Origin of the sequence: Actinomadura sp. B10D3 (assembly GCF_039871695.1) — a bacterium.
Classification (GTDB): Bacteria; Actinomycetota; Actinomycetes; order Streptosporangiales; family Streptosporangiaceae; genus Spirillospora; species Spirillospora madurae.
This window is the reverse complement of sequence record NZ_JBDPLY010000043.1, coordinates 19632-32577: the sequence shown is the minus strand read 5'-3', so window position 1 is coordinate 32577 and position 12946 is coordinate 19632. Positions and strand designations below refer to the sequence as shown.

Here is a 12946-nt window from a genome sequence, read left to right as displayed (position 1 = left end):
GATCATGCCGGAGTCAGGGGTGGGCCGAGCAGCCCGACACGGGCGCCGGGGTCTCGGCCGGCCGCCCGATCGACGGCATGCCGAGAGACACGCCCTTCTGCCCGCCCTGCCCCTGGCGGGCCTCCCACGCGTCGCCCGCCCGCGTCCGGCGGACGTCCAGGACCGGCTTGTCCGCGACCAGGTGGTGCGGCGCGGCGTAGGTGACCTCGACGGTCACCATGTCGCCCGGACGGACCGGCTGTTCCGGTGCGCCGAAGTGGACCAGCCGGTTGTCGGGCGCGCGGCCCGACAGGCGGCGCGTCGCCTCGTCCTTGCGGCCCTCGCCCTCGGCGACCAGGACCTCCAGCGTGCGGCCGAGCTGCTTCCTGTTCTCCGCCCAGGAGATCTCCTCCTGGAGGGCGATCAGGCGCTCGTACCGCTCCTGGACGACCTCCTTGGGCAGCTGCCCGTCCATGGTCGCCGCCGGGGTGCCGGGCCTCTTGGAGTACTGGAACGTGAACGCCGACGCGAACCGGGCCTCCCGCACCACGTGCAGGGTCTCCTCGAAGTCGGCCTCGGTCTCGCCGGGGAAGCCGACGATGATGTCGGTGGTGATCGCCGCGTCCGGGATCGCCTCCCGGACCTTGCCGATGATGCCGAGGTAGCGCTCCTGCCGGTACGACCGGCGCATCGCGCGCAGCACCGCGTCCGACCCGGACTGCAGCGGCATGTGCAGGGACGGCATCACGCTCGGGGTCTCGGCCATCGCGGCGATGACGTCGTCGGTGAAGTCCTTGGGGTGCGGGGAGGTGAACCGGACCCGCTCCAGCCCCTCGACACCGCCGCACGCGCGCAGCAGCCCCGCGAAGGCCGACTGCCCGCCCTCCGTCATGGCGCGCACCTCGCCGGGCGCGTCGGCGAGCCCGCCGAAGCCCGACCCGTAGGCGTTGACGTTCTGCCCCAGGAGCGTGACCTCCAGGACGCCCTCGGCGACGAGCGCCTCGACCTCGGCGAGGATCTCGCCGGGCCGGCGGTCCTTCTCCTTGCCGCGCAGGGACGGGACGATGCAGAACGTGCACGTGTTGTTGCAGCCGACGGAGATCGACACCCACGCGGCGTAGGGCGACTCCCGGCGCGTCGGCAGCGTCGAGGGGAAGGTCACCAGGGACTCTTCGATCTCGACCTGCGCCTCGCTATGCACGCGCGCCCGCTCCAGCAGCGCGGGCAGCGAGCCGATGTTGTGGGTGCCGAACACCACGTCCACCCAGGGGGCGCGCTTGACGATGGTGTCGCGGTCCTTCTGCGCCAGGCAGCCGCCGACGGCGATCTGCATGCCCGGGTGGCCGTCCTTGACCGGCCGCAGATGGCCGAGGTTGCCGTAGAGCCGGTTGTCGGCGTTCTCCCGCACCGCGCAGGTGTTGAACACCACCACATCGGGCTCGGCGTCCTCCGCGCGGACGTACCCGGCCGACTCCAGCAATCCGGACAGCCGCTCGGAGTCGTGGACGTTCATCTGGCACCCGTAGGTACGGATCTCGTACGTACGGGGGGCCGTCTCCATAGGCGCATTCATGACGGTTACCAAGGGTACGGGCCGCGCGCGACATGACGGAACGGGTTTGCGGGCACGCCGCCGAACTCTGATGATCACTCTCCGCCACGATGGACCCCGTCCGACATGGGGATTCGTGATCGTATCGGTACCGCGCGGCAACTCAGGCGATGACGGCCATGACGTAAAGTCCGAGCGCATGACGGACAGCGAAAGCGGGCCCGACCTCACCAAGACCGGGCCGGAGGACTCCACCCCGGAGCCGGGCACCGCCGGTGACCGGCCCCTCGTCGTGGTCGAGCACGTCGACAAGCACTTCGGCGAGCTGCACGTCCTCAAGGACATCAACCTCACCGTGAACTCCGGTGAGGTCGTCGTGGTGATCGGCCCGTCCGGCGGCGGGAAGTCGACCCTGTGCCGGTCGATCAACCGGCTGGAGCCGATCGACGGCGGCAAGATCCTCGTGGACGGCAAGGAGCTGCCCAAGGAGGGCAAGGACCTGGCCAAGCTCCGCGCCGACGTGGGCATGGTGTTCCAGTCGTTCAACCTGTTCGCCCACAAGACGATCCTCGAGAATGTCACGCTCGGGCCGGTGAAGGTCCGCAAGCAGGGCAGGCAGGACTCGCAGAAGCACGCGATGGAGCTGCTGGACCGGGTCGGCATCGCCAATCAGGCGAACAAGTACCCCGCGCAGCTGTCCGGCGGTCAGCAGCAGCGCGCCGCCATCGCGCGGTCCCTCGCGATGAAGCCCAAGGTGATGCTCTTCGACGAGCCGACCTCGGCGCTGGACCCGGAGATGGTGAACGAGGTCCTGGACGTCATGACGGGGCTGGCCCGCGAGGGCATGACGATGATCGTCGTCACGCACGAGATGGGCTTCGCGCGCAGGGCGGCCCAGAAGGTCGTGTTCATGGCGGACGGCCAGATCGTGGAGGAGAACACTCCCGACGAGTTCTTCACGAACGCGCGCACCGAGCGCGCGAAGGACTTCCTTTCCAAGATCCTCACGCACTGAGCCGCGGGGCTCCGGCAGAGAGCAGAGGTAGGACGAATGCGAGTACGTCGTTTCGGCGCCCTGATCGGGGCGGGGATGGCGCTGTCACTGGCGCTCAGCGCGTGCGGCAGCGACACCGAGAAGACCGAGGCCAAGACGGTCGTCCAGAAGGCCAAGGACGACAAGAAGCTGACCATCGGCATCAAGTTCGACCAGCCGGCGCTCGGGCTGAAGAAGCCCGACGGCACCTTCGACGGCTTCGACGTCGACGTCGCCAAGTACATCGCCAAGTCGCTGGGCGTTCCGGAGAGCGGCATCACCTTCAAGGAGACCACCTCCGCCAACCGCGAGTCGTTCCTCGGCGGCGGCCAGGTCGACCTGGTGATCGCCACCTACTCCATCACCGACGCGCGCAAGCAGCAGGTGACCTTCGGCGGGCCGTACTACGTCGCCCACCAGGACACGATGGTCCGGGCCGACGACAACGCCATCAAGAAGGCCCAGGACCTCAAGGGCAAGAAGCTGTGCAAGGCCGCCGGGTCCAACTCCTTCCGCCGCGTCACCGAGGGCCCGCCGGACGGCAAGCTCAACATCAAGGGCGTCACGCTGGTCGACGCGAGCAGCTACTCCGAGTGCGTGAGCAAGCTGAAGTCCAAGGCGCTGGACGCGGTCAGCACCGACGACCTGATCCTCGCCGGGTTCGCCAACCAGCAGAAGGGCTCCTTCAAGGTCATCAACGACCCCTTCACCGACGAGAAGTACGGCGTCGGCCTGAAGAAGGGCGACACCGAGACCTGCGAGGCCGTCAACAAGGCCATCACCACGATGTACTCCGACGGCACCGCCAAGACCCTGCTGGAGAAGCACTTCTCCGGCACCGGGCTGAAGCTCGTCACGACCGCTCCGCAGATGGAAGGCTGCGCCTGATCCCAGGCCGCGCATGACGCCCGTCACGCCGGTGCGTCCCCCCCGCACGACCCGGGGGCGCACCGGCATGGCCTGACCCTGCTGGAACGCCATGAAACAGCTGAGCAATGTTTGACTTCAGCCCGTTCTTCGACAACTTCAACGAGATCATGCAGGGCTTCTGGGCGACCATCCGCCTGGCGGCGGCGGCCGCGGTGCTCTCGCTGGTCATCGGAACGCTGCTGGCGAGCTTCCGCGTCGCGCCCGTCCCCGTGCTGCGCGCCTTCGGCACGGGCTACGTCAACGTCGTGCGGAACACGCCGCTGACCCTGGTGCTGCTGATGTGCAGCCTGGGCCTCAACGACATCCTGGCGCTGAAGTTCTCCGAGAACTCCTCGACGACCTACTACTGGTGGGCGGTCTTCGGCCTCTCCGCCTACACCGGGGCCTTCGTCTGCGAGACCCTCCGCTCCGGGATCAACACCGTCCCGCTGGGGCAGGCCGAGGCGGCGCGCTCGATCGGGCTGACCTTCACCCAGTCGCTGCGGATGATCATCCTCCCGCAGGCCTTCCGCGCGATCATCGCCCCGCTGGGCAGCGTGTTCATCGCGATGATCAAGAACACGACGGTCGCGGCCGCGGCGAGCTACGCGGAGGTGGCGCTGGTGACCAAGACCATCGTCGACAAGCCCACCTTCGCCAACGGGGTGATCCCGCTGTTCCTCGGCGTGGCCATCGGGTTCCTGATCCTCACCCTCCCGACCGGATACTTCTTCGGCTGGCTGGCGAAGCGGATGGCGGTGGCACGATGACCGCGGCGAAGCAAGGATATCCGGGCCACCGACCCGGGGGCCCGGGGGTCGCCCCCCGGAAGGGCAGGGCACGGTGAGTAAAGAAGCGACCGTACTCTTCGACATCCCAGGGCCGCGGGCGCGGGCGCGGAACATGGCGCTGACCGCCATCGTGTCCGTGGTGCTCGTCGCGATCTTCGCCGCCCTCGTCTGGCGGCTGAACGACAAGGGCCAGTTCGAGAGCAGGCTGTGGACGCCGTTCACCGAGTGGACGGTCTGGCGGCACCTGCTCCTGCCCGGCCTGATGAACACGCTGAAGGCCGCCGCGGTCGCCACCGTGCTGGCGCTGCTGTTCGGCATCGTCTTCGGGCTGGCGCGGCTGTCGGACCACTGGTGGATCCGGGTGCCGGCCGGGATCGTCGTCGAGTTCTTCCGCGGCATCCCGCTGCTGATCCTGATCTTCCTGGCGTTCTTCGTCCCGAACAAGATCAGCCCGGCCATCGCCGAGTCGCCGTTCGGCCAGCTCCAGCGCATGTCGGTGGACTACTTCTTCTCGATCTTCGGGGTGGAGAGCAACGCCGGGACGGTCACCGTGCCCGCGTTCGCGGCGGTGGTGTTCGGCCTGACGATGTACAACGGCTCGGTGCTCGCCGAGGTGGTGCGCGCCGGCGTCCTGTCGATCCCGAAGGGGCAGTCGGAGGCCGCCTACTCCATCGGGCTCCGCAAGAACGGCGTGATGCGCCTCGTCCTGCTGCCGCAGGCGATCACGGTGATGATGCCGGCGATCGTGAGCCAGATCGTCGTGCTGCTCAAGGACACCGCGCTCGGGTTCATCATCGCCTACGGCGAGTTCCTGCAGGCGGGCTTCAAGCAGGTCCCCGCCAACTACAGCAACAACGTCCTTCAGGCCGGCATCATCGTCGCGATCATCTACATCGCGATCAACATGTCGCTCAGCCGGGTGGCGACGTGGCTGGAGGCGCGCAGCCGCCGCAGCCGCAAGACCGAGGCCAAGACGATGGGCACGGCCGGCCCGCCGCCGGCGGCCGGCGTCGGGGTCACCCAGCAGGGGGTCCCGTCGGTCTGACGGTTCGTTCGTCCGCGAAGGGCGCCGCCGGAGCCGGCGGCGCCCTTCGCCGTCCACGGCGCCGGCGCGCGGGCGGCCAGGGGCCGCGCAGCCGTGTTACCGGCGGGTTTCCGTCCGGCGGGCTTGTATCTTTCCGACGTCAAACGGCCCGTCATGGCCCCAACCGATACCCGTATGCGGGACGATTCCTGTTATGACCGCTCGTGCGACCCTCCCCTACGGCTCATGGCCTTCACCCATCTCTGCGGCCGATGTCGCCCGCGCCCGGCTGCGCCTCAGTTTTCCCACCGTCGCGGGCGATGACGTGTGGTGGCAGGAGACCCGGCCCGAGGAGGGCGGGCGGACCACGGTCATCCACCTCAGGGGCGGTCACCGGACGGAGCTGCTGCAGGCGCCGTGGGACGCCCGCACCCGCGTCCACGAGTACGGCGGGCGGTCCTACCTGCCGGTCCGCACCGGCGACGGCTGGTCGATCGTGTTCTCCAACTACGACGACCAGCGGCTCCACCGGCTCGACGAGGGCGACCCGAAGCCGTACCCGCTGACGCCCGAGCCGGCCGTCCCGGCGGGGCTGCGCTTCGCCGACTACGTCCTGTCCCCCGACCGGACGGAACTGTGGTGCGTCTGCGAAGGCCACATCGCCGCGCCGGCGGAGGAGGGCGCGGCGGCGCCCGCGGACGCCGCCGGCATCCGGCGCGCCATCGTGGCCGTCCCGCTGGACGGCAGCGCCGCCACGGACGCCGGCGCGATCCGCGAGCTGGTGACCGGCGCGCAGTTCTACGCCTCCCCCGCGCCGTCCCCCGGCGGCGGGCACCTGGCATGGGTGCAGTGGAACCACCCGCGCATGCCCTGGGACGGCACCGAGGTGCGGGTGGCGGCGATCGAGGACGGCGCCGCGGTCGCGCCCCGGACCGTCAAGGGCGGCCTCAGCGAGTCGGCGGTGGCGCCGCTGTGGCGCGACGAGGAGTCCCTCTACGTGATCTCCGACTGGCCCGGCTGGTGGAACATCTACCAGGTCGGCCTGCACGGCGAGTCGCCGCAGGCGCTGTACCCGGCCGAGGAGGAGTTCGCCGGCCCGCTGTGGCAGCTCGGCGGCATGCCGTACGCGCTGCTCGGCGACGGGCGCCTCGCCGTCCTGCACGGTGAGGGCGACCTGCGACTCGGCATCTACGACACCGACACGCTCGACCTCGTCGACGTGGAGGTCCCGTACCGCAACTGGGCGACGCAGCTGTCCACCGACGGCACCACGATCGTGGGGATCGCGGGCGGGCCCGACCTGCCGACGTCGGTCGTGCGGGTCGACACCACGACCGGACGCGTCGAGGGTCTGCGCCGCGAGATGGCCGAGCTGCCGGACGTCGCCTACCTCTCCGCGCCGCGCACCGAGCGGCTCGAAGGGCCGTTCGGCCGTCCCGTCCACGCCTACGTGTTCCCGCCGACCAACCCGGAGGCGGCGGGGCCCGAGGGCGAGCTGCCCCCGTACGTGGTGTTCGTGCACGGCGGCCCGACCGGACGAGTCAGCACCTCGCTCGACCTGGAGCGGTCGTACTTCACCAGCCGCGGCATCGGCGTCATCGACATCAACTACGGCGGGTCCGCCGGCTACGGCCGCGCCTACCGGGAGCGCCTGCGCCGCCAGTGGGGCGTCGTGGACGTCGAGGACGCCGTCGCCGCCGCGCAGGCGCTCGTGGACGGCGGCATCGCCGACCCGGCGCGGCTGGCGATCCGCGGCGGCTCCGCGGGCGGCTGGACCACCCTCGCGGCCGTCACGCAGACCGACGTGTTCAAGGCGGCGACGTCCTACTTCGGGATCAGCGACCTGAAGAGCTTCGTCGAGGCGACCCACGACTTCGAGTCGCACTACCTGTTCGGCCTCATCGGGCCCCTTCCCGGCTTCGAGCGCGCCTACGAGGAGCGGTCGCCGCTCAACCGGGCCGACAAGACGGCCTGCCCCGTCCTGCTCCTGCAAGGCCTGAACGACCCGGTGGTGCCGCCGGACCAGTCCGAGCGTTTCGCCCAGGCGCTGGCAGAGAAGAAAATGCCGTACGCCTATCTCACGTTCGAGGGCGAGTCGCACGGCTTCCGGAAGGCGTCCACCGTCATCCGCTGCCTGGAGGCGGAGCTGGCGTTCTACGGCCAGACCCTCGGCTTCGAGCCGCGCGGGGTCGAGCCCGTCGCCCTGACGGTCGGGTGACGGCTCAGGGGACGATGTAGGAGCAGATGTCGATCAGTGAGCGGTCGGCGCCGAAGAACGACACGGTGTCGCCCGAGGTGTTGTTCAGGGTCAGCTGGACGTCGCCCTCCAGGACGTCGGCCCCCTCGCGGACCGCGTTGCGGTAGGAGGCGAGCGTCTCCTCGGGCGCCTGCCCCGGCGACCCGCGGTGCCCGACGATCACCGCCTGGTTCCGCCTGCCCATGTGCTCCGGTGGGGCCCGGGCGATCCCCGGGAGGGCGACCGCCGCGGCCAGCACGACCCCGCTTCCGACGATGGCGACCTTGCGCATCAAGATCCTTCCGCCGACCACCCCTTTGATCATTAGGGCGGTGGGTGGCGGGGACCAGGCCCGATCGCGAACGGGCGCGGGTCAGCGGGCGAACTCGATCGCCCGCGACTCGCGGACGACGGTGACGCGGATCTGGCCCGGGTAGGTCAGCTCGTCCTCGACCTGCTTGGCGATGTCGCGGGCGATCACCTGCGCCTGGATGTCGTCGACCGCGTCGGGCTTGACCATGACGCGGATCTCCCGGCCGGCCTGCATCGCGAAGACCTTCTCCACGCCGTCGTGCTTGGCGCGGGCGATCTCCTCCAGCCGTTCCAGCCGCTTGACGTAGGCCTCCAGGGACTCCCTGCGCGCGCCGGGCCGGCTGCCGCTCACCGCGTCCGCGGCCTGGGTGAGGACGGCCTCCACCGTCCGGACCTCGACCTCGTTGTGGTGCGCCTCGATCGCGTGGACGACGTCCTCGTGCTCGCCGTACCGGCGGGCGATCTCGGCGCCGATCAGCGCGTGGCTGCCCTCCACCTCGTGGGTGAGCGCCTTGCCGATGTCGTGCAGGAGGGTGCACCGCTTGGCGACCTCCACCGGCAGCCGCAGCTCGCTCGCCATGACGCCCGCGATGTGCGCGGACTCGATCAGGTGCTTCAGCACGTTCTGCCCGTAGGACGTCCGGTACCGCAACTGCCCGAGCAGCGCGATCAGCTCGGGATGCATGTCGGCGATGCCGACCTCGACCAGGGCGTCCTCGCCGGCCCGGACGCACAGCTGCTCCACGTCGCTCCGGCTGCGCTCGTAGATCTCCTCGATGCGCTGCGGGTGGATCCGGCCGTCCAGGACGAGCTTCTCCAGGGTCAGCCGCCCGACCTCCCGCCGCACCGGGTCGAAGCAGCTCAGCAGGACCGCCTCGGGCGTGTCGTCGATGATCAGGTTGACGCCGGTGGTGGTCTCGAACGCCCGGATGTTGCGGCCTTCGCGCCCGATGATGCGGCCCTTCATCTCGTCGCTCGGCAGGTGCAGCACCGATACGACCGACTCGGCCGTCTGCTCGCTCGCTACCCGCTGGATCGCCAGCGTCACGATCTTGCGGGCGCGCTTCTCGCCCTCCGCCCGCGCGCTGTTCTCGATCTCCCGGACGATCGGGATGGACTCCCGCTTGGCCTGGTTCTCGATCGCCGTGACCAGCTCGCGCCTGGCCTGCTCGGCGGTGAGGCCGGCCGCCCGCTCCAGCACCTTGCGCCGCTCCTCGGCGACGCCGTCGAGCTCCTCCTTGCGGGCCTCCAGGGCCTTCCTGGTCTCGGCGAGCCGCCCCTGCCACTCCTCCAGCCGGCGCAGCTCGCCGTCCAGCCGCTGCTCCCGCTCCGCGAGGCGCGCCTCGCGGCGCTCCAGATCCTCCCGGATGGTCCGCAGGTCGTCCCGGAGGGCCCGGCCCTCCTCGTCGAGCTCCGCCCGCGCCGAGACGGCGACCTGCTGCGCCTCGCGGCCGGCCTTCTCCAGGAGCTCCTCGGCGTCCCGCCGGGCCTGCGCCCTGATCTCCTCGGCCTCGCCGCGCGCCAGCGCGCTCTCCGCGGCCGCCTTGCCGGGCAGGCCGGGGCGCCGCAGGATGACGATCACGAGAGCGACCAGGGTCACCAGCAGCGCTGCACCCAGCAGGACGCTCTCCATGAGGCAGATCCTTCCTCGCCGCGGGCCCGTCCGGTTGCGGGGCCCTGCCTAGCGAGGATTTACTCGCGCGCGGATGCACGACATCGCGGGACCGCGCGTGGCGCGCGCCCCCGGCGACCCGGCCGTGTCCGGTCGACGATCCTGCCCTGTACGCCTCTCAGCTGCTGGAACGTGCTCGGTCGTATGGCAATCCGCGAGACGCGGAGTAACTCCTCACTGCCGTAACGGTAAGCGGCATAGAGGTAATGAGCAAGCAAACGTTGGGCATTCCGGACTAACCGAACGTCTGCGTGAGTCCTTCCTTACCACTCCCCCTGACCATCCACACCCCATGTGACCTGCACACCCGCCCCCCCGTCAAAGTCACCCCCTCATCACCCCCGAGCAACCACCCCGGCGTGTCGCCCCGCCCACCACCAAGCGTGCCGCCTTGGGGCGGGTGGTTCAGTCGAGGGGCTCTGCAGGGGCAGGGACGGAATCGAGGTCAGCGCCTTCTTCCGCGAGGGCCTCCTTGACCACCCGGTAGGAGAGGCCGGGCGGGTAGCCCTTGCGGGCGAGCATGCCCACCAGGCGGCGCATGCGCTTGGCGGGGTCCGCGCCGCGGGTGGCCGGGAGCCTGCGGGCGACGAGGGCGCGGGCGGTCTCCTCTTCCCGGGCGGGGTCGAGGGACTCGACGGCGTCGTTGACGGTGTCGTCCGCCACCCCGCGGCGGCGGAGCTCGGCGGCGAGGGCGCGCCTCGCCAGCCCGCGGCCGGTGTGCCGGGACTGCACCCAGGCCTGCGCGAACGCCTGGTCGTCGATCAGCCCGACGTCGGTGAACCTGCCGAGGACCCGCTCGGCGACGTCGTCGGGGATGTCCCTGCGACGCAGCGCGTCCGCCAACTGCGCCCGCGTCCGCGGAGACGCGGACAGCAGACGCAGGCACACCTCCCGGGCCTTCGCCTCAGGATCGGCCGGCGCATCCTCACCACGACGCCCACGCGAACCGCTCATCTACCCTCTCCTATACCCCAGGTCGGGGTGGTGGGGTGCGGTCTCGTGGTGCGCCGCGGTCATGCGGGCGGCGCGTGGGAGCGGCGGCGCCATCGGGGAAGGTCCGTGCACCGGTCGTGCGATGCCGGGTAAGGCGCCGCCGCCCTGCATACGAGATCATCGCTCACTCTTCGTCAAGAGTCACCCGTATCGGGGGATTCCTGGTCAGGAATCCCCCGGCTTGGCCTTGGCCGTCTTGCGTCCGGCGGGCTTGGCGGGGGCCGCCGCCGGGGCTTCGGGGGCGGCGTCCGGCGCGGCGGCGGGCTCGGCCTCCTTGTCGACCTTCGGGCCGATGCCGAGCTTCTCCTTGATCTTCTTCTCGATGCCGTCGGCCATGTCGGGGTTGGCCTTGAGGAAGTTGCGGGCGTTCTCCTTGCCCTGGCCGAGCTGGTCGCCGTCGTAGGTGTACCAGGCGCCGGACTTGCGGACGAAGCCGTGCTCCACGCCGAGGTCGATCAGGCCGCCCTCGCGGCTGATGCCCTGGCCGTAGAGCAGGTCGAAGTCGGCGACGCGGAACGGCGGGGCCATCTTGTTCTTGACGACCTTGACGCGGACGCGGTTGCCGACGGCCTCGGTGCCGTCCTTGAGGGTCTCGATCCGGCGGACGTCGAGGCGGACGGAGGCGTAGAACTTCAGCGCCCGGCCGCCGGTGGTGGTCTCCGGGGAGCCGAACATGACGCCGACCTTCTCGCGGAGCTGGTTGATGAAGATGGCGGTGGTCTTGGTCTGGTTGATCGCGCCGGTGAGCTTGCGCAGGGCCTGCGACATGAGGCGGGCCTGGAGGCCGACGTGGCTGTCGCCCATCTCGCCCTCGATCTCGGCGCGCGGGACGAGCGCGGCGACGGAGTCGATGACGACGATGTCGATCGCGCCGGAGCGGATCAGCATGTCGGTGATCTCCAGGGCCTGCTCGCCGGTGTCGGGCTGGGAGACCAGCAGGGCGTCGATGTCGACGCCGAGCTTGGCCGCGTACTCGGGGTCGAGCGCGTGCTCGGCGTCGACGAAGGCGGCGATGCCGCCCGCCTTCTGCACGCTCGCCACCGCGTGCAGCGCGATGGAGGTCTTGCCGGAGCCCTCGGGGCCGTACACCTCGACGACGCGGCCGCGGGGCAGGCCGCCGATGCCGAGCGCGATGTCGAGGGAGATGGCGCCGGTGGGGATCACCTCGACGGGCGCCCGCGCCTCCTCGCCCATCCGCATGACCGATCCCTTGCCGAACTGGCGCTCGATCTGGGCGAGTGCGGTCTCGAGAGCCTTCTCCCGGTCGTTCGCTGCCATTGAGATGTCCTTCTCGGTCGTGATGTCGGCTCTCGGCCGCTGATGCGATGTCGAGGGCGACGTTACGGCGGGCCACCGACACTTTTCGAGTCCGGCGCGAATTGTGGATAAGGCCGCCGGCCGCGACCAGCTTACCGAACATCCGTTCGATCATCGTCCGGTCCGCTGATTCGGCAGGGAATCTCCGTGCGCTTCCCGGTCCGGACCCCGTACGCTGGCGGCGTCGACGGAGGGTTCCAATCATGACGCTGACCGTCCTCTTCTGCGTCGATCCGATCCATCCCCGGCGCGTTGACCCCCATTTCGCCCGCGAGGCCGCGGCCGTGCGGGACCACTACGGCGAGATCGTCCTGGTCGACCACGACGCGCTGCGGCGCGGCGACGCCGACGACGCCGTCGAGGCGGTGCCCGCCAACCTGGGTCCCGTCTGGTACCGCGGCTGGATGGTGTCGGCGGAGGAGTACAGCGCGATGGCCGCCGCCCTGAAGCAGCGCGGCACGATCCTGCTGACGCACCCGGACGACTACCGGCGCGCGCACGAGCTGCCGGGATGGCACGACACGTTCGCCGGGCTCACGCCGCACAGCGTGTGGCGCCCGCTCGGAACCGGCCAGGATCCCGGCGACCTGAACGAGCTGGGCGAGCTGGTCAAGCCGCTGCGCGGCGGCCCCGCCGTGGTGAAGGACTACGTGAAGTCCTGCAAGCACGAGTGGGAGGAGGCGTGCTACGTCCCGGACGTGAAGAACCTCTCGCGGCTGCACGACGTCGCGGCGAAGATGGTCGCGCTGCGGGACGACCATCTGGCGGGCGGACTCGTCGTGCGCGAGTTCGAGGAGTACGACGAGGGCGAGGCGCGCGTGTGGTGGGTGGACGGTGAGCCCGCGCTGGTGGGCCCGCACCCGGACAGTCCTGGCTTGGACCTCGATCCCGATCTGGACGCCGTGGCTCCGGCCGTCCGCGCTTTGGGGTGCAGGTTCATCACCACCGACCTGGCGCGCCGCGCGGACGGCGTCTGGCGCGTCGTGGAGGTCGGCGACGGCCAGGTGAGCGATCTGCCGTCGTCCGTGGACGCGATGGACCTCTACGCGCATCTCCCCGTCCCCGACTGACGGCGGCTCCGCGCCGGAATGGCGCCTTCGTTAGCCATGAACCGGATGGGGACTTTCG

The 12946-nt window shown here is 70.4% G+C and carries 11 protein-coding genes; 6 read left to right on the top strand and 5 right to left on the bottom strand.

Translation table 11 applies throughout. The annotated features are described in order from the left end of the window. Positions 1-13: 13 nt before the first annotated feature. Complete coding sequence (gene miaB / locus ABGB11_RS39295; RefSeq protein ID WP_347640604.1) at positions 14-1540, bottom strand: tRNA (N6-isopentenyl adenosine(37)-C2)-methylthiotransferase MiaB; 1527 nt, start codon at positions 1538-1540, stop codon at positions 14-16. 283 nt (positions 1541-1823) lie between these two features. Here miaB and ABGB11_RS39290 point away from each other — a divergent pair, with 283 nt between their 5' ends. The 5 genes from ABGB11_RS39290 to ABGB11_RS39270 all read left to right on the top strand — a co-directional run bounded on the left by ABGB11_RS39290 (position 1824) and on the right by ABGB11_RS39270 (position 7506). Then, positions 1824-2546, top strand: coding sequence for an amino acid ABC transporter ATP-binding protein (locus tag ABGB11_RS39290; protein ID WP_347640639.1), 723 nt, complete (start codon positions 1824-1826; stop codon positions 2544-2546). A 36-nt stretch (positions 2547-2582) separates the two neighbouring features. Then, positions 2583-3452 carry a glutamate ABC transporter substrate-binding protein gene (locus ABGB11_RS39285; protein ID WP_347640603.1) on the top strand — a complete coding sequence of 290 codons (870 nt, stop codon included), beginning with the start codon at positions 2583-2585 and terminating at the stop codon, positions 3450-3452. 107 nt (positions 3453-3559) lie between these two features. Beyond that, positions 3560-4243: an amino acid ABC transporter permease gene (locus ABGB11_RS39280; protein ID WP_347640601.1), complete on the top strand. Its 684-nt coding sequence runs from the start codon at positions 3560-3562 to the stop codon at positions 4241-4243. A gap of 73 nt (positions 4244-4316) precedes the next feature. Next, the gene (locus tag ABGB11_RS39275) at positions 4317-5309 is read left to right on the top strand and encodes an amino acid ABC transporter permease (protein WP_347640600.1); all 993 of its coding nucleotides are present in this window, start codon (positions 4317-4319) and stop codon (positions 5307-5309) included. A gap of 193 nt (positions 5310-5502) precedes the next feature. Beyond that, positions 5503-7506, top strand: a complete 2004-nt coding sequence (locus ABGB11_RS39270; RefSeq protein ID WP_347640599.1) for a prolyl oligopeptidase family serine peptidase — start codon at positions 5503-5505, stop codon at positions 7504-7506. Positions 7507-7510: 4 nt separating this feature from the next. Here the strand turns inward: ABGB11_RS39270 and ABGB11_RS39265 are convergent, their stop codons facing one another. The 4 genes from ABGB11_RS39265 to recA all read right to left on the bottom strand — a co-directional run bounded on the left by ABGB11_RS39265 (position 7511) and on the right by recA (position 11779). Then, positions 7511-7816, bottom strand: a complete 306-nt coding sequence (locus ABGB11_RS39265) for a glycerophosphodiester phosphodiesterase family protein (protein WP_347640598.1) — start codon at positions 7814-7816, stop codon at positions 7511-7513. 81 nt (positions 7817-7897) lie between these two features. Further along, positions 7898-9469, bottom strand: a complete 1572-nt coding sequence (rny, locus tag ABGB11_RS39260; protein ID WP_347640597.1) for a ribonuclease Y — start codon at positions 9467-9469, stop codon at positions 7898-7900. A gap of 444 nt (positions 9470-9913) precedes the next feature. Next, entirely contained in the window at positions 9914-10462 is a 549-nt protein-coding gene (recX, locus tag ABGB11_RS39255; RefSeq protein ID WP_347640596.1) for a recombination regulator RecX, read from the bottom strand. Between the two features lie 204 nt (positions 10463-10666). Further along, positions 10667-11779, bottom strand: a complete 1113-nt coding sequence (gene recA, locus ABGB11_RS39250) for a recombinase RecA (RefSeq protein WP_347640595.1) — start codon at positions 11777-11779, stop codon at positions 10667-10669. 242 nt (positions 11780-12021) lie between these two features. Here recA and ABGB11_RS39245 point away from each other — a divergent pair, with 242 nt between their 5' ends. Further along, complete coding sequence (locus ABGB11_RS39245; RefSeq protein WP_347640592.1) at positions 12022-12888, top strand: ATP-grasp domain-containing protein; 867 nt, start codon at positions 12022-12024, stop codon at positions 12886-12888. Positions 12889-12946 lie beyond the last annotated feature (58 nt).